General features: G+C 70.4%; 18 protein-coding genes. 3 read left to right on the top strand and 15 right to left on the bottom strand.

The window, feature by feature from the left end:
• Position 1 precedes the first annotated feature (1 nt).
• Complete coding sequence (locus F0U47_RS02670) at positions 2-724, bottom strand: MlaE family ABC transporter permease (RefSeq protein ID WP_149749107.1); 723 nt, start codon at positions 722-724, stop codon at positions 2-4.
• 253 nt (positions 725-977) lie between these two features.
• Here F0U47_RS02670 and F0U47_RS02665 point away from each other — a divergent pair, with 253 nt between their 5' ends.
• Positions 978-1,661: a potassium channel family protein gene (locus F0U47_RS02665; RefSeq protein ID WP_246159392.1), complete on the top strand. Its 684-nt coding sequence runs from the start codon at positions 978-980 to the stop codon at positions 1,659-1,661.
• Between the two features lie 6 nt (positions 1,662-1,667).
• On the opposite strand, the gene uvrB is transcribed toward F0U47_RS02665, so the two are convergent.
• From uvrB to F0U47_RS02595, 14 genes are all read right to left on the bottom strand, one after another.
• Positions 1,668-3,797: an excinuclease ABC subunit UvrB gene (gene uvrB, locus F0U47_RS02660; RefSeq protein ID WP_149748740.1), complete on the bottom strand. Its 2,130-nt coding sequence runs from the start codon at positions 3,795-3,797 to the stop codon at positions 1,668-1,670.
• 63 nt (positions 3,798-3,860) lie between these two features.
• Positions 3,861-4,895, bottom strand: a complete 1,035-nt coding sequence (locus tag F0U47_RS02655; RefSeq protein WP_149748739.1) for an MCE family protein — start codon at positions 4,893-4,895, stop codon at positions 3,861-3,863.
• A 68-nt stretch (positions 4,896-4,963) separates the two neighbouring features.
• Positions 4,964-6,229, bottom strand: a complete 1,266-nt coding sequence (locus F0U47_RS02650) for a phospholipase D-like domain-containing protein (RefSeq protein ID WP_246159391.1) — start codon at positions 6,227-6,229, stop codon at positions 4,964-4,966.
• A gap of 52 nt (positions 6,230-6,281) precedes the next feature.
• Positions 6,282-6,848 carry an Rv1363c family protein gene (locus F0U47_RS02645; protein WP_149748738.1) on the bottom strand — a complete coding sequence of 189 codons (567 nt, stop codon included), beginning with the start codon at positions 6,846-6,848 and terminating at the stop codon, positions 6,282-6,284.
• Positions 6,845-7,942 carry an MCE family protein gene (locus F0U47_RS02640; RefSeq protein ID WP_149748737.1) on the bottom strand — a complete coding sequence of 366 codons (1,098 nt, stop codon included), beginning with the start codon at positions 7,940-7,942 and terminating at the stop codon, positions 6,845-6,847. The genes F0U47_RS02645 and F0U47_RS02640 overlap by 4 nt, the downstream gene beginning before the upstream one ends.
• Before the next feature lies 1 nt (position 7,943).
• A complete protein-coding gene (locus F0U47_RS02635; RefSeq protein ID WP_149748736.1) occupies positions 7,944-9,152 on the bottom strand; it encodes an MCE family protein in 1,209 nt (402 codons plus the stop codon).
• The gene (locus tag F0U47_RS02630) at positions 9,152-10,261 is read right to left on the bottom strand and encodes an MCE family protein (RefSeq protein WP_188111136.1); all 1,110 of its coding nucleotides are present in this window, start codon (positions 10,259-10,261) and stop codon (positions 9,152-9,154) included. The genes F0U47_RS02635 and F0U47_RS02630 overlap by 1 nt, the downstream gene beginning before the upstream one ends.
• Positions 10,258-11,238, bottom strand: a complete 981-nt coding sequence (locus F0U47_RS02625) for an MCE family protein (RefSeq protein WP_149748734.1) — start codon at positions 11,236-11,238, stop codon at positions 10,258-10,260. The genes F0U47_RS02630 and F0U47_RS02625 overlap by 4 nt, the downstream gene beginning before the upstream one ends.
• A complete protein-coding gene (locus F0U47_RS02620) occupies positions 11,235-12,275 on the bottom strand; it encodes an MCE family protein (RefSeq protein WP_188111135.1) in 1,041 nt (346 codons plus the stop codon). The genes F0U47_RS02625 and F0U47_RS02620 overlap by 4 nt, the downstream gene beginning before the upstream one ends.
• Positions 12,272-13,312, bottom strand: coding sequence for an MCE family protein (locus F0U47_RS02615; protein WP_149748732.1), 1,041 nt, complete (start codon positions 13,310-13,312; stop codon positions 12,272-12,274). Before F0U47_RS02615 ends, F0U47_RS02620 begins: the two co-directional genes overlap by 4 nt.
• A gap of 8 nt (positions 13,313-13,320) precedes the next feature.
• Complete coding sequence (locus F0U47_RS02610; RefSeq protein WP_149748731.1) at positions 13,321-14,193, bottom strand: MlaE family ABC transporter permease; 873 nt, start codon at positions 14,191-14,193, stop codon at positions 13,321-13,323.
• Positions 14,194-14,196: 3 nt separating this feature from the next.
• Positions 14,197-15,024, bottom strand: coding sequence for an MlaE family ABC transporter permease (locus F0U47_RS02605; RefSeq protein ID WP_246159390.1), 828 nt, complete (start codon positions 15,022-15,024; stop codon positions 14,197-14,199).
• Between the two features lie 64 nt (positions 15,025-15,088).
• A complete protein-coding gene (locus F0U47_RS02600; RefSeq protein WP_149748730.1) occupies positions 15,089-16,063 on the bottom strand; it encodes an SCP2 sterol-binding domain-containing protein in 975 nt (324 codons plus the stop codon).
• A gap of 76 nt (positions 16,064-16,139) precedes the next feature.
• The gene (locus tag F0U47_RS02595; RefSeq protein ID WP_246159389.1) at positions 16,140-17,084 is read right to left on the bottom strand and encodes a DNA-3-methyladenine glycosylase family protein; all 945 of its coding nucleotides are present in this window, start codon (positions 17,082-17,084) and stop codon (positions 16,140-16,142) included.
• A 78-nt stretch (positions 17,085-17,162) separates the two neighbouring features.
• Here F0U47_RS02595 and F0U47_RS02590 point away from each other — a divergent pair, with 78 nt between their 5' ends.
• Together F0U47_RS02590 and F0U47_RS02585 are read left to right on the top strand one after the other, a co-directional pair.
• On the top strand, positions 17,163-17,753 hold the full coding sequence (locus tag F0U47_RS02590) for a TetR/AcrR family transcriptional regulator (RefSeq protein WP_188111134.1): 591 nt from the start codon (positions 17,163-17,165) through the stop codon (positions 17,751-17,753).
• Between the two features lie 26 nt (positions 17,754-17,779).
• The gene (locus F0U47_RS02585; protein ID WP_149748728.1) at positions 17,780-19,294 is read left to right on the top strand and encodes an ATP-dependent DNA ligase; all 1,515 of its coding nucleotides are present in this window, start codon (positions 17,780-17,782) and stop codon (positions 19,292-19,294) included.
• The last annotated feature ends 57 nt before the right edge of the window (positions 19,295-19,351 follow it).

Below are 19,351 nucleotides of genomic sequence, written 5' to 3'. Positions count from 1 at the left end.
GTCAGAGCCCCACCGGAGGGACGACCTGGAAGTAGATCGCCGAGATGACGGCGTTCAGGAAGAACAGCAGCATGAAGGCGACGATCACCGCCTCGTTCACGGCGCGACCGACGCCGAGCGGCCCGCCGCCGGCGTTGAGACCCTTGTAGGCCCCCACGATCGCGGCCAGCCAGCCGAAGATGATCGCCTTGACCATCGCGATGTAGAGGTCGGGCAGCGACGCAAGGGCGGTGAACGACGAGAGGAACGCGCCGGCGGAGCCGTCCTGCACGATGACGGTGAAGAAGTAGCCTCCGCCGATACCGGCGCAGATGACGATCCCGTTGATCATGAACGCCACGAACATCGTGGCGACCACGCGGGGCGCGACCAGACGCTCGAGCGGATCGATGCCGAGCACCTCCATCGCGTCGATCTCCTCGCGGATCTTCCGGGCGCCGAGGTCCGAGCAGATCGCCGACCCGGCGGCGCCCGCGATGATCATGGCCGCGGCGATGGGGGCGGCCTCGCGGACGGTGGCGAGCACCGCCGTGGCGCCGGCGAAGGACTGGGCACCGAGCTGGCCGGTGAGGTTGCCCACCTGGAGCGAGATGACCGCGCCGAAGGGGATCGACACCAGGATGGTCGGCATCAGGGTCACGCTCGTGACGAACCACGCCTGCTCCACGAACTCGCGGAACTGGAACGGGCGGGTGAAGATGCGCTTCGTCACCTCGACGGTCATCAGGGCGAGCTCCCCGGGTCCCCGGATGACCGATGCAGCGTTGAACGCCAACCCGGTCACCTCCCAGCTCGTTTCCCCGCCGACGACGCCATACTAGAACGTGTTCTTGTTCTTGGAACAACGAACCACACTGTGACCCGTTACACAACTCTGCTAACGACCCCTGAACAGCGTCGGTCACGCTACTGGGTCAGCTGTCCTGGAGTCGCCGCGTCCGCTGTTCGCGGACAGCGGCCCCGTACGATGCCGCAACGTGACCACCTCTGCCGCAGGCATCCGGACCGTCGGGCGCCATCCCTCCGGTGTGCTCCTCTGCGCCCAGCTCGTCGTGGTGCTGATCTACCCGTTCCTCGACCACACGACGGCGGGGCGCGCCGTGGTCGGCGTGGTCCAGATGGCAGTCGTCCTGATCGCCGTCTGGGCGGTGCGGTCGACGCCGGTGCTCAGCTGGGTGGCGATCGTGCTGGGCGGTCCGGCGATGGTGCTCACCATCGCGGAGGCGATCTCGCCCGAGACCGAGGCGGTCGTCCTCGCATCCGCGGCGTTCCACGTCCCGTTCTACTTCTTCGTCTCCTACGCGATGGTCCGCTACCTCTTCGAGGACAACGTGATCACCCGCGACGAGCTGTACGCGGTGGGGGCGGCGTTCACCGTCGTCGCCTGGGCCTTCGCCTACGTCTATGCGGCCGCGCAGGTGCTGTGGCCCGGGTCGTTCGTCGGCTACAGCAGCCCCGACGCCAGCGAGGACCTCCTGTGGTTCGACCTGCTCTACCTGTCCTTCACCACGCTCACCAGCGTGGGCCTCTCCGACATCTACCCGGTGCGCGACCACGCCCGGTCGCTGGTCATGGTCGAGCAGGTCGCCGGCATCCTGTACGTCGCCCTGGTGATCGCCCGCTTCGTGGGCCTGGCCCACGCCCGCCGGCCACCGGGCTGAGGGTCCCTACTTCGTCGCTTCAACCATCTGGCGAAGCTCCTTGCGGAGCTCGGAGATCTCGTCGCGGAGCCGGGCCGCCAGCTCGAACTGGAGCTCCGCCGCGGCGGCGCGCATCTGGTCGGTGAGGTCCTGGATCAGCGCCGCCAGGTCGGAGCTGGGCAGGCCGGCGAGCTCGGGAGCGTGCTGACCGGCCGCGCTCTCGCCGAGCGTCGGGACCGGCGCCCGCCGCCCCTTGACCCCTCCGGCGCGGCCGCTGACCCCGGCGTCCGCCCAGGTCTGCAGCAGCGCCTGGGTGGTCTCGTCCTCGCGGGCGAGCATCTCGGTGATGTCGGCGATCTTCTTCCGCAGCGGCTGCGGGTCGACGCCGTGGGCCTCGTTGTAGGCGATCTGCTTCGCGCGCCGGCGGTTCGTCTCGTCGACGGCCGCCGCCATCGACGGGGTGACCCGGTCGGCGTACATGTGGACCTGGCCGGACACGTTGCGGGCGGCCCGACCGATCGTCTGGATCAGCGACTTGTCGGAGCGGAGGAAGCCCTCCTTGTCGGCGTCGAGGATCGCCACCAGCGACACCTCGGGCAGGTCGAGGCCCTCGCGGAGCAGGTTGATGCCGACGAGCACGTCGTAGGCGCCGAGCCGCAGGTCGCGCAGCAGCTCGATCCGCTTGAGCGTGTCGACCTCCGAGTGGAGGTAGCGGGTGCGGATGCCGGCGTCGAGGAGGTAGTCGGTGAGGTCCTCCGACATCTTCTTGGTCAGCGTCGTCACGAGCACGCGCTCGTTGCGCTCCGTGCGGAGCCGGATCTCGTGGATCAGGTCGTCGATCTGGCCCTTCGTCGGCTTGATCACCACCTCGGGGTCGACCAGGCCGGTCGGCCGGATGATCTGCTCGACGACGTCGCCCTGGACCTTGTCGAGCTCGTAGTTGCCCGGCGTGGCGGACAGGTAGATGGTCTGGCCGACCCGGTCGAGGAACTCCTCCCACCGCAGCGGCCGGTTGTCCATCGCGCTCGGCAGCCGGAAGCCGTGCTCGACCAGGTTGCGCTTGCGGGACATGTCGCCTTCGTACATGCCGCCGATCTGCGGGACCGCCACGTGCGACTCGTCGATGACGAGCAGGAAGTCCTCCGGGAAGTAGTCGAGCAGGCAGTTGGGCGCCGAGCCGCGCGAGCGGCCGTCGATGTGCATCGAGTAGTTCTCGATGCCCGAGCAGGTGCCGATCTGGCGCATCATCTCGATGTCGTAGGTCGTCCGCATCCGCAGCCGCTGCGCCTCCAGCATCTTGCCCTGGCGCTCGAACGTCGCCAGCTGCTCGGCGAGCTCGGCCTCGATGCCCCGGATCGCGCGCTCCATGCGCTGCGGGCCGGCGACGTAGTGGCTCGCCGGGAAGATGTAGAGCTCGTTGTCCTCGGTGAGCACCTCCCCCGTCACCGGGTGGAGGGTCATCAGCCGCTCGATCTCGTCGCCGAAGAACTCGACCCGCACGGCCATCTCCTCGTAGACCGGGAAGATCTCGAGCGTGTCGCCCCGCACCCGGAAGGTGCCGCGCGTGAACGTCAGGTCGTTGCGGGTGTACTGGATGTCGACCAGCCGGCGCAGCACCGAGTCGCGGTCGTGCTCCTCCCCCACCTTCAGCCGCACCATCCGGTCGACGTACTCCTGCGGGGTGCCGAGGCCGTAGATGCAGGACACCGTCGACACCACGATCACGTCCCGCCGGGTCAGCAGGCTGTTGGTCGCCGAGTGGCGCAGCCGCTCGACCTCCTCGTTGATCGAGCTGTCCTTCTCGATGTAGGTGTCGGTCTGGGGGACGTAGGCCTCGGGCTGGTAGTAGTCGTAGTAGGAGACGAAGTACTCGATCGCGTTGCGCGGGAACAGCTGCCGCAGCTCGTTGGCGAACTGCGCGGCAAGGGTCTTGTTGGGCTGCATCACGAGCAGCGGCCGCTGCACCTGCTCCGCGACCCAGGCGACGGTCGCGGTCTTGCCGGTGCCGGTCGCGCCGAGCAGCACGACGTCCTGGGTGCCCGCCTGGATCCGGCGGGTGATCTCCGCGATCGCGGCCGGCTGGTCGCCGGAAGGCTGGTAGTCGGACTCCACCTTGAACGGGGCGACTCGGCGCTCGAGGTCGGTGATCGGACGCATGCTACGAGCGTACGGCGGCGCGCCGACACCGCTGCCGGGGAGTCAGCGTCGGGGCCGGCGGCCTCATCCGTCCTGTCCGACCATGGAGGCGAACGACGGCCGGTCGGACCGGTCGTAGTACTCCGGCAGGTCAGTCCGGAAGATGCCGTCGGAGCGCACGAAGCCCTTCCTCACCACCGTGGGCAGCCGGGCGCCGAGGGCGATGTTGAGGCTGATCGCGTCCGTGATGCCGACCCGCCGGTAGTCGTAGAGCACGTCGGTGAACGTGCCCGTGCCGCGGATCCATCGCAGCAGGCGCTGCTCGTTGTCGGTCAGGAACTGCCGCGCGGTGTCCGCGAGGTCGGTGCCGCCGGCGATGAGCGACGTCACTGCGGCCTCCTGCCGGACCAGGCTGTGGAGGAACACCAGCGCGTCCTCGGTCGCGTCGAGCAGCTCGGGAGAGATCTCGTCGACCACCCGGGTGGCGGTCGCCAGCTCCTCCAGGTCGTTCCGCACCGCCGGCATCCGCGGGTTCAGCCGCGCGAGGTAGGAGCTGAGCGCGTCGACGTTCGCCGCGATCTGCCGACCGCGACCCTGCAGCGCCTGCGACGCCGAGCCGATCGCCGAGGCCAGCTCGGCCGGGCCGAGGGCGCTGACGAGCCGGTCGATGTCGTCGAGCGCCTGCTGGAACTCCAGCGTCTCCTGCGTCTTGTCGGCCTTCACCACCGATCCGGCTTCGAGGCTGTCGCCCGCCGGCGGCCCGTGCACGACGAGGTCGACGAAGGTCGTGCCGAACACCGTGGCCGGCAGCACGCGCGCGACCACGTTGGCCGGCACGTGCTCGAGGTCGTCCTCCGACATCTCCATGTCGATCGCGACCGCACCGGACGCCTCGTCGCGCTTCACGGACCGGACCTTGCCAACGATGACGCCGTTCATCTTGACGTCGGAGCCCTTGCGCAGGGCACCACCCGCGTCCTTGACGACCGTGGTCACGTGCGGCTTGTCGCCGAGAGTGCCGTTGCTCCGCAAGGTGACCAGCACGCCGAGAACGGCGAGCCCCACCAGCACGATGAGCCCGCGTCGCGCGTATACGTGGCGGGGTACGTCGCGGGCCATCGGGCTCACCTCGGGGTCGGCGCGGTCGCTGGTGTAACGCGCCTCACACCCGCCGGGTCACGTCGGGCTCAGAGCAGCGGGCGCAACGGCTTCAGGAACGCCTCGGTGAACTTGCGGTGGAGGTCCCGGGCCTCCCACTCGCCGCTCGTGAGCTCGAGGCAGTGGGACTGGTCGACGAGGAAGATCTCCTCGAGCTGCTTGGCCAGCTCCTGGTCGATCGCCTCGAGGTTGATCTCGTAGTTGCCCTGGAGGCTGAGCCGGTCGATGTTGGCCGTCCCGACCGTGCACCAGGTCCCGTCGACGGTCGCGGTCTTCGCGTGGACCATGGCGTCGCGGTAGCGCAGGACGCGGACGCCCGCGTCGAGGAGCTGGCTGAAGTAGCCGCGGGAGATCCAGTCGGCCACGATGTGGTTGGACTTGAGCGGCAGCAGCAGGCGGACGTCCACCCCACGCCTCGCCGCGTCCCTGAGGGCGTCGACGAAGTCCTGGTCCGGCAGGAAGTAGGCCTGCGTGAGCCAGACGTTCCGGCTCGCCCGGTTGATCGCCTCGAGGTACATGCCCCGGATGGGGAAGACCCACAGCCTCGGGATGTTCCGCTGGATGCGTATCGACGGCTCCCAGGTGGACGCGGTCTCGAGGAGCAGCGGCCGCTCCGAGCCGCGCAGCCGGCGCCGCCGGTTGAGGTTCCAGAAGTCCGCGAAGGCGCGCTTGAGGTCCCAGACGGCCGGGCCGGTGACCCGGACGTGGGTGTCGCGCCACTCCGTCTCGTAGGCGGAGCCGATGTTGTAGCCGCCGATGAACCCGGTGTGGTCGTCGACGACGAGGATCTTGCGGTGGTCACGGCCGTAGCGGCGGAGGTCGAAGAAGCGCCAGCCCGCCGCGTAGACCGGGTAGCGCAGCACCTTCATCGACGACGGGAACCGCTTGAACGGCGGCGCCACCACGAGGTTCGCGAAGCCGTCGTAGATGCAGTAGACCTCGACACCACGGTCCGCAGCCGCGGCCAGCGCCTGCTTGAAGCGCTCGCCGGTCGCGTCGCCCTTCCAGATGTAGGTCTCGAACAGCACCTGCCGCTGGGCTCCGTCGATCGCGGCGAGCATGTCGTCGTACAGGTCGCGACCGTAGGTGTAGGTGGTGACCTCGCCTTCACCGACGGCGACCGTCTCCGGGTCCCGGGTCGGGAACGGCTTGGGCCGCTTGCCGCGGCGACGGTAGGAGTCGACCAGCGACATCCCGACCGCCAGGCCGACCTGGATCCCGAGGACCGTCAGCAGGAGCCGGCGGAGCACGCGCGAGAGCGACAGCCTGTCGCCCGTCGCACCCCGCCGTCCCACGCCAGTCAATCTAGTGGGCGGGCCAACACCGCCGGCGCAGCGACCCGGCGGGTCACGACGGAGGCGGGACGGTGACGATGTCGATGTCCTCGATCAACCACTCGTCACCCTCACGCACGAGCGTCAGGGTCGTCCACTGGTCCTCGAGCACGCCGCGCCTGTTCGTCGCGTCCGTCAGCCGCTGCCGGACGAACGCGAGCACGGTCGCCGAGGTGCTGTCGATCGTGTTGTAGGCCGACTGGACGACCTCGCCCCGCGCCCTCGCCTTCGACCTGCGGATCACCTTCTTGAGGTTCGGCACCTGCTTCTCGAACCGGCCGCGAAGCTCGTCGTTGGCGAAGTGGTCGAGCCAGGCGTACTCGTCCTCGATCCTCCGGTAGTCGTAGGAGGTCATCTCGAGGAGGATCTCCTCCGCCGCGTCCCGCGCGTCGGGGCCGGCCTGGTAGGTCTCGATGTCCGCCTCCGCCTTCTCGAGGTCGTCCTCGGCGGCGTTCTTCTTCGACACCAGCCAGATCGCCAGGGAGGCGACCACCAGCACGAGGACCAGCAGCACCACGATGGCGAGCTGGTACCTCCGCTCCGGGGTGTCCTCCAGGATCCGCACCTTCTGCGCGCTCATCGGACGGGACCGGGCGCGTGCGCGGCGCCCCGCTTCAGCCGACCGAACGACGCCGGGCAGGCGCCGTCCTTCTGGAAGGCATGGCGCTCCGGGTCGTACGGCTCGTGCCGGGTGGTGCCGTAGTCGCAGCGCGCGGTGCGGACCGGGATCAGCTGGATGCGCAGCTCGCCGTCCCGGAGCACGGCCAGCACCGCGCCGAGACCGCGGGCGTACTCCCGCAGGAGCGCCCGCATGTGCGGCTCGTAGGACATCACGACATCAGTAAAGCTCACGCCGGCGTCGAGGAAGCCCGGCAGCACCTCGTCGGCGTCCCGGACCAGCGCCTCGAGGTCCTCGAGCTGGCCGGGCGCGCGCTCGAGCACCCGACGCCACTCCGGCTCGTAGCTGCGGAGGAACGACGCGAACTGCTTGGCCTTGGTGCCGAGCGTGCTGAGGGTGGCGGCGTTGTCGCTCACGATGCGGAGCACGGTGCCGGCGTTCGTGATCACCCGGTTGGTCTGGGGCCACACCCGGTCGAGCGTGGCGAGCAGGTCGGTCCCCTGGTCGAGGATCCGGCCGATGTCGTCGCCGGTGCCCGCGAGCGCCGTGCTCAGCTCACCGAGGACGACCCGCAGCTTCCGGTCGTCGATCTGGCGCAGCACCTCGTTGACCGCGACGACCGTGGCACTCAGGCTCTCCGGGATGTCGGTGGACTCCGCCGGGATCGTCGCCCCGTCCTCCAGGTAGGGCCCGTCGGCGCTCTTGGGCTGGAAGTCGAGGTACTGCTCGCCCACCGGCGAGAGGCTCCGCACGCGGACCCGTGACTCCTTCGGGATGTCCGTGCCGGAGCTCAGCCGCACAGTGGCGAGGACGCCCTCGTCGGCGGGCACGATCTCGGTGACCTTGCCGACCTTGATGCCGCGGTAGGTCACCGCGGAACCCTCGAACAGTCCGCCGGTCTGCTCCAGCTCGACCTTGAGCGTCAGCGGACGCGAGGTCAGCGGTTGGTCGAGGACGGCGGCGAACAGGTAGGCGATCGCGACCAGGAACACGACGACGACGCCCACCGCGCTCAGGTACAGGCGGTCAGTGAGGATGTTGCGCAGGCTCTGCATGTCAGCTCCCTCCCCCGAGCAGCCCGGTGACCACGCCGTCGAGCGACAACGGGTTGCCGCTCGAGCCACCACCGCCACCGCCACCGGGCCCGCCGGAGCGGGAGTCGTTCCCCGTCCGCGAGGCCGGGTCGGCCGGGAGCCGCGGCAGCAGGTTGCCCAGGCCGAGCTCGTCCAGCACGTCACCGATCGGGGCGGTGATGTCGAGGATGTCGAGCAGGTCCTGGAGGACCGGCAGGTTGCCCGCCTGGATGCCGTCGAGGTGCAGGTCGAGCGAGATCGAGAGGTAGTCACCGGGGATCACCCCGCGCAGCGTGTCCGCTGCCGTGACGATCTTCCTCAGCATCTCGTTGAACCGGCCGCGGTTGGACGCGAGCTCGGCCAGCACGGGCTCGAACTCGCCGAGCAGCGCCAGCAGCTGGGAGCGCGTGGCGTTGACGGTGTCGTTCGCTGCTGCCGAGAACCGCTCGACCGCGTTGAGGAGCTCGGTGAGCTCCGGCGTGGCCCTGCGCAGCACCTGCGCGGCCGGCCGTATCTCCTTCATGGCGCGGTTGATCAGCCGCTCGCGTGATCCCAGGGTGCCCGACAGGGAGTTGAGCGACGTCAGGACCGCGTCGACGCTGGCCGTCGTGCTGTTGGCCTCGGTGAGGAACGTCGACGCCTGGCCGAGCAGCAGGCGGATGTCCTCCTCGTTGCCCCCGAGCGCGGCGTTGAGCTCCTCGGTGATCGTCTGGAGCTGCGCCAGGCCACCGCCGTTGACGAGCAGCGACGCCTGCGCCAGCGCGTCCTCGACGGTCGGCGCGGTGTCCGTGTTCTTCAGGGTGAGCTTTCCTCCGTCGGACAGCTCCTCGCCCCGGGGCGGGTTCGTGATGTCGACGAAGAGCTCGCCGAGCGGCGTGGTGTAGCGCAACCGCGCCGTGGCACCGTCGTGGAGCTTGGCGTCTGTGCGGACGTCCATCGTCACGATGGCGGTGTAGTCGCCGATCTCGATCGAGGTGACCTTGCCGCTGTCGACTCCGTTGACCTTCACCGGCGCACCCTGGGCGAGGTTGAGCGCCTCCTCGAACTCGGCCTCGATCTCGATGGTGTCGCCGGACACCCCGGTGCCGGGGATCGGCAGGTCCCGCATCGACGTCGAGCAGCCCGACCCCGTCACGAGCAGTCCGGCGGCCGCCGCGGCAGCGATGGCCGTCCTGATCCTGCGCGTCGTCATCAGTTGCCCCCCGGGTCGGTGCCGAGCAGCTGGCAGATCTGGGCCGGCAGCCGGTCGCAGATGTCGCGCAGGACGCCGCCCAGCGGGTCGAGGGCGACCGGGTCGAGGATGACCGGGAGCCGGTCACCGTCGCGGGCGAGCTCGAGGTTCTGCAGCGCCAGCGGCATCACGCGGAGGATCTCGGTCAGCGCGCCCTGCTTCTCCAGGAGGCTGCGCACCAACCGGGTCGAACCGTCGAGCGCCTGGACGATCTGCTCGCGGTTGTCGACGGCGAACTCGGCGACCACCGTCACCGCGTCGTCCAGCGAGCGGAGCGCCGTGCGGAAGTTCTTCCGCTCGTCGGCCAGGAGGTCCGCAGCCTCGGTCACCTGACGGATGAAGGTCCGCGCGGTCGCCTCGTTCGCCGAGACGGCAGCCAGCAGCACGTCCAGCGACTTCAGCGTCGACGTGATGTTGCCGCGCTGGGCGTGGATGCCGTCGACACCCTCCTGCAGCGCGTGGACGGTCTGGTTGATCAGGGGTCCGTTGCCCTTGAGCGCCCCGGCGCCCTGGTTGATGAACCGCTGGATCGCCCTCGTCGCGTCCTTCGAGCCGGCGATGCCGGTCGCGAAGTCGTTGAGGGCGGCCAGGACCTGGTCGAAGTCGACGGGCGACCGGGTGCGGTCGGCCTGGATCTCGTCGCCGTCGGAGAGCGTAGGCCCCTTCGCGTAGACCGGGGTCAGCTCGATGTAGCGGTCGGTCGCGACGGAGCGGGCGACCACGACGGCTCCGGCGTCGGCCGGGACCTGGTAGTCGTCGTCGATCTCCATGGTCACCTTGACCTGCTCGCCGTCGGGCTCGATCGAGGTGATCTCACCGACCGGGACGCCGAGGATGCCGACGTCGTTGCCGACGAAGAGGCCTGCGGAGTCCTGGAAGTAGGCGACCACCTCCATCTTCCCGGCGGGCGCGCCCGGCAGGGCACCGCACGCCGACGTGAACAGGAGCGCGACAGCGAGGAGCGCCAGTCGAAGCGGCCGGCTGAGCCCAGCCGGAGCAGCTCGCTGCACGTCGTCGACCACCTTCACGGCCACCTTCACGGCCGTCGTCCGGTTCGTCTGCGTCGTCACGAGCAGTCACCCCGCAGCCGGCAGCCCACGTCGTCGGCCGGCAGTGCCGGGTCGTCGACATAGAGGTCGAGCCACTGGCCGTTGCCGGTGGCGTTGGCGACGTAGCGCACCGCAGGTGCCATCACCTCGAGCACGTGCTGGAGGTCCTCGTCCTGCTGGTTGAGGAAGGTGATGACGTCGTTGAGGTCGCGCAGGGCGGGCTGCAGCTTGCCCTTGGTCGAGTCGACGATCGCCACCAGCGCCCGGGACAGCTCGGTGGTCTCGACCAGCAGCCGGTGGATGGCCTGCCGCCGTGCCGTCACCTCGGTGATGACCAGGTTGGTCTGGCTCATCATGGCGATGATGTCGTCGCTGCTCGCCGCGAGCTGGTCGGTGACGCTGCGGGCGGCGGTCAGGAGCGCTCCGGCCTGGTCGGACCGGGTCGCGATCACCTCGGAGAGCCGGGCCACGCCCTCGAGCGCGGGCCGGACCTGGTCCTGCGACGCACCCAGCGTCCCGGCCATCTCGCTCAGCGCCTCCGCGAGGACCTGCGGGTCGAGCTCCTCGAGCGCGCCGGCCCCGCTCTCGAGCACGTCCTGCAGGTTGTAGGGCACCGAGGTGTTGGCGAGCGGGATCCGGTCGTCGGCGAGCTCGCCGGTGCCGTTCGGGTCGACCTCGAGGTAGTGCGAGCCGAGCAGGGTCGCCACCTTGACCGTCCCCGTGGTCCGCGACCCCAGGTCGATGTCGCCGTCGAGCACGAAGGTCACGATCACGTGGTCGTCCTCGAGCTCGATGCCGGTGACCTCGCCCTCCGAGACGCCGTGCACCTGCACGTCCTCGCCGGTCCGGAGGCCGCCGGTGTGCTCGAGCACCGCGGTGTAGGTCTTCGTGCCGAAGTTGGCGACGCTCAGCACGATCACCAGGACGCCGATCAGGCCGATGACCGCGATGGCGATCAGTCCGACCTTGAACGGGTCCCGCGCGTTCATCGCCTTCATCGGCAGACCTCCGACCAGGGGCCGTTCCCGCCGGCGGGGTTGACCGCCGTGTTGCCCAGCGCGATCGCGAACGAGCACGCGTAGACGTTGAGAGCGTTCTCGTAGGACATCGCCCGACCGAGCGACTCGAAGATCGTTCCGAACGCGGGGATCGCGTCCTCGAGGTCGCCCCTCGAGTCGGCGAGCATGGCCGCCACCGTCGCGAGCCGGTCCGTGGTCCGCGTCATCGGCGCCTTCACCTCGCGCAGCAGCGAGCTGGTCGCGCCGACCAGCTGGCTGATGCCGTCGATCGACGCACCGATGGACTTGCGGTCCCGGGCCAGCCCGGTCATCAGGTCCTTGAGCTCGACCACCGTCGCCCGCAGCTCGTCACCCTGGCCGGCCAGGTTCTCGAGGACGGGGGTCAGGTTGGTCATGAGCTCGCCGAGCACGTCGTCGCGGTCGGCGACGAAGCTCGTGAGCTCGCCGGTCTGCTGGAGGAGCCCCTCGATCGTGCCTCCCTCGCCCTGGAGGACCTTGATCATCGAGGTCGCCAGGTTGTTGACGTCGGCGGGCTGCAGGATCTCGAACAGCGGCCGGAACCCGTTGAGCAGCTCGGTGAGGTCGAAGCCCGGGTCGGTGCGCCACCGATCGTTCAGGGGGCCGTGGTCGACCGCGATCGGGATCTCCGCGCCCTCCTCGAGCTCGGCGCCGCGGGCGCCTTCCTGGTCCAGCTGGATGTAGCGCTGCCCGAGGAGGTTCTGGTAGCGCATGATCATCTTGGTCGTGTCGTAGATCTCCTGGTCGTCGACGACGACGAACTCGATCCTCGCGCCGTCCTCGGTCGCCTCGATCTCGGTCACCTGGCCGACCCGGACTCCCGCCGCCTTGACGTCGTCACCGACGCGCAGCCCACTGACGTCCGTGAACTCCGCGGAGTACTCGAGGGTGTCCCCTGGCACGCCGTTGTTCATGGTGTTCACGAGCAGGATCAGCAACAAGATGCTGGCCAGCGCGAAGGCCGCGACCTTCGCGGCAACGGACCTGATCCCGGTCACCGGGCGCCCCCCACGATCGAGCTGAAGGCGTACGCCGGCCGGTTGCCCGGACCGTAGTACGACGGCAGGTCGGTGTTGATCACCGCGTCCGCCTGGACGAAGCCCTCCCTGACGATGCGGGGCAGGGTGTTGCCGAGCGCCAGGTTGATGCTGATCGCGTCCGTGATGCCGGCCCGGCGGTTGTCGTAGAGGATGTCGATGTAGCCGCCGGTGCCGCGGATCCACCGCACCAGCCGCTGCTCGTGTTCGGACAGGAACCGCCGCGCGGTGTTCGCGAGGTCGGTGCCGCCGGCGATGAGCGAGGTCAGCGCGGCCTCCTGGCGGACCAGGCTGTCGAGGAACACCAGCGCGTCGTCGGTCGCGTCGAGCAGGTCCGGCGCGATCTCGTCGACGACGCGGGTCGTTGTCGCCAGCGCCTCGAGGTCCCTGCGCACCGCGGGCATCCGCGGGTTCAGGCGACCGAGGTAGGAGTTCAGCGTGTCGACCGTGGCGGCGAGCCGGCCGCCGCGGCCCTGGAGCGCCTGGGACGCCGAGCCGATCGCCGAGGCCAGCTCCTGCGGTCCCAACGCCGCGACGAGGCGGTCGATGTCGTCGAGCGCCTGCTGGAACTCCAGGGTCTCCTGTGTCTCGTCGGCCTTCACCACGGACCCGGCCTCGAGGTTCTCCTCCGCCGCCGACCCGTGCACGACCAGGTCGACGAACGTCGTGCCGAACACCGTCGCCGGCAGCACGCGCGCCACCACGTTCGACGGCACGTGGTCGAGGTCCTCGTCCGACATCTCCATGTCGATGGCGACGCCGCCGGAGTCGACGTCACGCTGCACCGAGCTGACCTTGCCGACGATGACGCCGTCCATCTTGACGTCGGACCCCTTGCGCAGGGCGCCGCCGGCGTCCTTGACGACCGTGGTCACGTGCGGCTTCGACCCGAACGTGCCGTTGCTCCGCAACGAGATCAGCGCGCCGACCACCGCCAGCGCGACGAGCACGATCATGCCGCGTCGCGCGAGCGTGTGCCGTGAGAGCTCCCTTGCCATCTGTCACCTCACCCCGAGATCCGGAAGCCAGGATCGCCACCCCAGAAGATGAGGGTGAGGACCATGTCGAGCACGACGATGGACACGATGCTGGCGCGGATCGCGGCACCAGTGGCCTCCCCGACCGCCTGTGGGCCGCCACCGACCTTCATGCCGTACCAGCAGTGGATCAGCGCGATCGCGAGCGCAAAGATCAGGATCTTGATCACCGACAGGAACACGTCTCGTCCTTGGATGAAGGTCGAGAAGTAGTGGTCGTACTGACCGGGTGACTGCCCGAACAGCACCACGACCGACACCTGCGAGGCCGCGTAGCTGCCGATCAGGCCGATCAGGTAGAGCGGCAGGATCGCGAGCATGCAGGCGATCACGCGGGTCGTGACGACGTAGCGCATCGGGCTGACCGCCATCACCTCGAGCGCGTCGATCTCCTCGTAGATCTTCATCGAGCCGATCTGCGCGGTGAAGCGGCAGCCGACCTGGGCCCCGAGCGCGAGCGCGGCGATGAGGGGCGCGAGCTCACGGGTGTTGGCGCTGGCGGAGATGAATCCGGTGAGGGGCGCCAGGCCGACGATCTCGAGGCCGTTGAAGCCCTCGATGCCGATCGACGTGCCGGCCGCGATGGACAGCAGGATCATGACGCCGACGGTGCCGCCGCCGACGAGGAGCGCACCGCTGCCCCAGGCGATGTCCTTGAGCTGGCGGAGCATCTCCTTCGGATAGAGCGCGAGCGTCGACGGGATGGCCTTGATGACGTCCCAGGAGAACGACGCGAAGAACCCGATCAGCGCCAGGGTGTTCATCACGGAGTCGGTGACGCCGACCATGCTGTCGGAGAGGCGCTCGCCGAGTCCCCTGGCTCGTGGCTGGACGCTGGCCATGGCTCAGGCCACCCCCTGCGGAACGAGCATCACGTAGGCCTGGGTGATGCCGACGTTGACGACGGCCAGCAGGATCACGCTGAGGACGACGGACTGGTTCACGGCGTCGGCCACGGCCTTCGGGCCGCCCCGCGCCTGGAGACCCTTGTTGGCGGCCACGATGACCGCGATGAACCCGAAGATCAGGGCCTTGAGCTCGGCGAGGAACAGGTCGGACGGTTGGCTGAGCCCCACGAAGGACTCCAGATAGGTGCCCGCCGAGATCTGTCCGGTGCCGACCACCATGATGAAGGCGGTCGTCATCGCCGACATCGCGACGATCACGGTGAGCAGCATGGCGATCAGCAGTGCCGCAAGGACGCGCGGCGCGACGAGGCGCTGGACGGGCGAGATGCCCATGACCATGAGGGCGTCGGTCTCCTCCCGCACCGTCCGGGCGCCGAGGTCGGAGCAGATCGCCGATCCCACGGCTCCGGCGATCATCAGCGAGGTCACCAGCGGTGCACCCTGTCGGAGCACGCCGATGCCGTTGACCGCACCGATGAACGACTGGGCACCGATCTGGTTGGCCGCCGCGCCGATCTGGACCGATGTGATGACGCCGAACGGGATCGACACGAGGATCGTCGGGAGCAACGACACCCGGGTCATGAACCAGCACTGGAGCAGGAACTCCGTCCAGGAGAACCGCCGGGCGACGATGTCGGTCACGATGAACCGCGTCGACTCGACCGCGAGGATCACGAGGCTGCCGGTCGTCTGCACCCCGACCTTCATCCGGCCGACGAGGTTGTCGAAGATCGACCGTCCCCCGATCATCACTGCCGTCATCGCGTCCCCTTCTCGTTCAACAGGCGGGAGCACGAAGGTCGGGAGCCGGACCTCGTGGCCGGCGTCATCCGGCCACCGCCGTAGGGATGTCGAACGCCCCGGCGAGCCGGAGCGCTGCTGCCTTGTCGCCGCGGACCTTGAGCTGGCCCCGGAGGACGCCCGTCACGGGGCTGAGGTGCCCGGTGGCCAGCCTGAGGAAGTCGTGGGCACCACAGGTCACGGTCGCGCTCCGCTCGTCGCGGCCGACGGCGTCGGCGGCCACCCCCGAGAGCACCTCGACCGCTCCGTCCTCGAGTCGTACGACGAACCGGTCGAGCTGGTCGTCCGGGCGACCGCTCAGCCGGAAGCCCACGACGAGGCGCAGGCCCTGCGCCTTCCGGGGGTTCACGAACTCGGGCAGGCGCCTGAAGATCTCGTCGAGGACGACCGGGCGGAAGCCCGACGCCAGGACCGCGTAGAGGTGGTCCGGGTCGACGTGGGCGAGCTCGCGGGCGACGTCGACCGGGTCGAGGGCCCGGGGGTCGACCGCGACCGGCGGGGCGCCGGCCGGACCCGGAGCGGCGAAGATGCCGCCGAGCCCGAGGGCGAGCTCGGGGTCACCCTCGATCGCGAGCCGGCCGGCGAGGTGCTCGAGGCCGGCGTTGCGCTCGCCCGAGGCGAGGCGCACGAACCCGAGGACGCTCGTGCGGAGGGTGACGTCGACGTCACCGCCTGCGGCGTCGGCACCGACGACGGTGATGGTGCCGTCGGCCACGCGCAGCACCTCGCTGGCGACGACGCGTCCGCCGTGCTCGAGGTCCACCCGGGCGGTGCCCGACAGGCCGGCCAGGCGGTGCGGGAGCGCGAAGTCGGCCAGTCTCCCGAGGATCGCGGCGATCGCGGCGTGGCGGACCTCGTCGCGGTCGACCACGGCCTGGACCTCGGCGTCCGACGCGTCACGGACGGCGGCGACGAGCGCGGCAGCCTCGGCCTCGACGAGGAGGACGCGAACGTCGTCGGCAGTGGCGTGTGCGAGCGCGCGAAGGCTCACCGGTCCCATGCGCCACCCCCGTCGCTCCGCCTGCCGTCCCAGGCGATTGCCTGTTGCTCGGTGTAACAGATATCACGACGAAACGTCACACGCGCGGAAGGTGTCCACGGAGAGACGCCCGGTGACCACGCCTCGGACGCCGGAGCCCGGCGGCGCCCAGCACCAGCGGGACCCGCCCCCGGTGGGGGCGCCAGGGCTCGAGCAGCTCCGCGAGCTCACGGTCGTCGATCTCCCGGCCCGACAGCGCCCAGCCCACGTCCTTGGCCACGTGGAAGTCGCCGAAGGAGACGGCATCGGGGTCGCCGAGGGTCCGCTGGCGCACCTCCGCGCTCGTCCAGATCCCGAGCCCGGGGAGGCTCCGAAGCGCCCGGTCCAGCTCCGGGGCGGCGACCGGCCCCCGGCTCGCGATCCGTTCCAGCGCCGTGGCATGGCGCGCGGCGGTCACCACCGCACGCGAGCGTGCCGGGTCGATGTGCATCCCCAGCCACTCCCACGACGGGATGCTCTGCAGGACCGCGGGTGTGGGCGGGAGCCGGAGACCGACATCGGCTGCCGGACCGGGGGCGGGCTCGCCGTACCGCAGGACCAGCGCGCGGTAACCCGCGAACGCCTCCTTGCCGGTCACCTTCTGCTCGATGATCGACGGCACCACAGCCTCGAGCGGACGGCTCGTCCGTCCCAGCCGGACGTGCGGGTTCCGCCGCCAGGCCTCCCGGACCACCGGGTGACGCGGCTCGAACCCGGTCCAGTCGTCGGCCGCGCCGAGCAGCTCGGGCAGCTGGTCGCTCGCCCACTCCGCGCCGGGTCCCCAGGCGCGGGCGTGGACCTCGCCGTCGGCATTGCGTGACTCGATGGCGAGCGTGACCGGCCCTTCGGGCGTGCGGCTGGCCCGCCAGTGCGGTCCGCGCTCCCCCGGCGGCGCCAGCCGCAGCGTGGGATCGCCCGCGCCCCGCCGCTGCTGGGCCAGCACGCGCCGCACCGCGCAGGGCCAGTCGGGGCGCCACACCCGCATCACGTCCGGCCGCTCCACGAGTGACCACACTAGGCTGTGTCTCCGACACGAAACCCTTTCGTCGTCAGACGAGAGCCATCCGGGAGGAGACACGAGGTGACGTCCGCTCCGGAGGCCCGCCGCCCCCGCCTCGACCAGGGCGCAGTCCTGCAGGCGGCTGAGAACGTCGTCGACCGCGAGGGGTACGACGCCCTCACCATGACGCTGCTGGCAGCGGAGCTCGACACCCGCGTGTCCTCGCTCTACAACCACGTCGCCAACCTGGAGGACCTCCGGGCCCTGGTCCAGGTCCGGGCGATGCGGCTGCTCGGCGAGCACGTCCGGCGCGCGGCGATGGGGCACTCCGGCGCCGACGGCCTGCGGGTGCTGAGCCACGAGCTGCGCGCGTTCGCGCGGTCGCACCCCCAGCGCTACGCGGCGATCACGAGGCCTCCGATCGACCCCGAGGCCTTCTTCGCCGCCGCCGCCGACACCATCGAGGCGCTGGCCGTCATGGTCCGGTCGGCCGGGCTGCCCGAGGAGCGCCTCCTGCCCACCGGGATGGCGGTCTTCGCGGCCCTGCACGGGTTCGTCTCGCTCGAGGTCGCCGGCTACTTCGGCGGGGTCGAGGACGACCTCGACGCGGTCTACGAGATGGTCATCCGCGGCGCCGTCACCGCTGCGGTCCTCGAAGCCACGCACGGCTGACGGTGGTCGGCGCTAGCGTCGGCAACGTGTTGCTGCACGAGGTCGTCGAGGTGTCCGCCCAGGTGGGCGCGACCCGGTCGCGCAAGGAGAAGACCCGGCTGATCGCGGAGCTCCTCGCCCGCACGCCGCCCGCGGAGCGGGAGCTCGTCGCGTGGTACCTCAGCGGCCGGCTCCGGCAGCGCCGTACCGGCCTCGGCTGGCGTGGCCTCCAGTCACTGCCCGACCCGGCCGCGACGCCGTCGCTCGAGGTCGACGAGGTCGACGCTGCCTTCGAGCACCTGGGATCGCTCGCCGGCGCGGGATCGGTCGCGGTCCGGGCGGCCGCCGTCGTCGAGCTCTTCGGCCGCGCCACCGAGGTGGAGCAGCGGTGGCTCCGGTCGGTCGCCCTCGGCGAGGTGCGCCAGGGTGCGCTCGAGGCCGTGATGACCGAGGGTGTCGCCGCGGCGGCCGACGTCCCCGTCGCGGACGTGCGCCGCGCGGCCATGCTCGCCGGCGGGGCGACGTACGTCGTCGACGCCGCCTTCTCCGGTCCCGAGGCGCTGGCCGCGATCGGCCTCACCGTCGGGCGGCCCGTCCAGCCGATGCTGGCCTCCTCGGCTCCCGACCTCGAGGCCGCGATCGACAAGGTCGGCGGCGACGTGGCGGGCATCGCCGTGGACGCCAAGCTCGACGGCATCCGGATCCAGGTGCACCGGCGCGGGGACGAGGTCCTCATCGCCACCCGCAGCCTCGACGACATCACCGGCCGCCTGCCGGAGGTCGTCGACGCGGTCCGGACGCTGCCGGCGTCCGAGCTGGTCCTCGACGGCGAGGCGATCGCCCTCGACGAGGCCGGCCGCCCGCGACCGTTCCAGGAGACGGCGGCCCGCACGGCCTCCGCGGCCGACGGCATCACCGCGGTGACGCCGTACTTCTTCGACGTGCTCCACCTCGACGGTGACGACCTCCTCGACCTGCCCGCGGCTGATCGCTGGGCGGCGCTGGAGCGCCTGGTTCCCGAGGACCACCGGGTGCCGCGGTGGATCGGCTCCGACCCCGAGGAGGCCGCCGGCTTCGTCCAGCGGGTGCTCGCCGACGGCCACGAGGGCGTGGTCGTCAAGGCGGCGTCGGCGCCGTACGCCGCCGGCCGCCGCGGCTCGGCCTGGGTCAAGGTCAAGCCCGTCCACACCCTCGACCTGGTGGTGCTCGCCGTCGAGTGGGGCTCCGGCCGGCGCCGCGGGTTCCTGTCCAACATCCACCTCGGCGCCCGGGACCCCGACGACCCCGACCACTTCGTGATGCTGGGCAAGACGTTCAAGGGGATGACCGACGCGATGCTGGCGTGGCAGACCGAGCGGTTCCAGGAGCTGAAGACCCACGAGGACGACTGGACGGTCCACGTCCGGCCGGAGCAGGTCGTCGAGATCGCCTTCGACGGGGTGCAGCGCTCGTCGCGCTACCCGGGCGGCGTGGCCCTGCGGTTCGCCCGGGTCGTCCGCTACCGGGACGACAAGCGACCCGACGAGGCGGACACCATCAGCACCATCCGCGCCCTGCTCTGACACGCACCGGACTGCTGCGAGTTCCGCCGTTCTCCTGCGGATCTCGTCCCCCGCTGC

The sequence above is a fragment of the Nocardioides antri genome, from assembly GCF_008373765.1.
Lineage (GTDB): Bacteria > Actinomycetota > Actinomycetes > Propionibacteriales > Nocardioidaceae > Nocardioides > Nocardioides antri.
The sequence above is the reverse complement of the archived record's forward strand: the minus strand, read 5'-3'. Positions and strand labels throughout refer to the sequence as shown.

Bases quoted from the DNA above. Each gene is read 5' to 3' on its own strand.
- F0U47_RS02600 (WP_149748730.1), bottom strand. From the start codon at position 16,063: ATGGGACCGGTGAGCCTTCGCGCGCTCGCACACGCCACTGCCGACGAC.
- F0U47_RS02655 (WP_149748739.1), bottom strand. From the start codon at position 4,895: ATGGCCCGCGACGTACCCCGCCACGTATACGCGCGACGCGGGCTCATC.
- F0U47_RS02640 (WP_149748737.1), bottom strand. From the start codon at position 7,942: ATGCAGAGCCTGCGCAACATCCTCACTGACCGCCTGTACCTGAGCGCG.
- uvrB (WP_149748740.1), bottom strand. From the start codon at position 3,797: ATGCGTCCGATCACCGACCTCGAGCGCCGAGTCGCCCCGTTCAAGGTG.
- F0U47_RS02645 (WP_149748738.1), bottom strand. From the start codon at position 6,848: ATGAGCGCGCAGAAGGTGCGGATCCTGGAGGACACCCCGGAGCGGAGG.
- F0U47_RS02605 (WP_246159390.1), bottom strand. From the start codon at position 15,024: ATGACGGCAGTGATGATCGGGGGACGGTCGATCTTCGACAACCTCGTC.
- F0U47_RS02615 (WP_149748732.1), bottom strand. From the start codon at position 13,312: ATGGCAAGGGAGCTCTCACGGCACACGCTCGCGCGACGCGGCATGATC.
- F0U47_RS02635 (WP_149748736.1), bottom strand. From the start codon at position 9,152: ATGACGACGCGCAGGATCAGGACGGCCATCGCTGCCGCGGCGGCCGCC.
- F0U47_RS02625 (WP_149748734.1), bottom strand. From the start codon at position 11,238: ATGAAGGCGATGAACGCGCGGGACCCGTTCAAGGTCGGACTGATCGCC.
- F0U47_RS02670 (WP_149749107.1), bottom strand. From the start codon at position 724: ATGACCGTCGAGGTGACGAAGCGCATCTTCACCCGCCCGTTCCAGTTC.
- F0U47_RS02610 (WP_149748731.1), bottom strand. From the start codon at position 14,193: ATGGCCAGCGTCCAGCCACGAGCCAGGGGACTCGGCGAGCGCCTCTCC.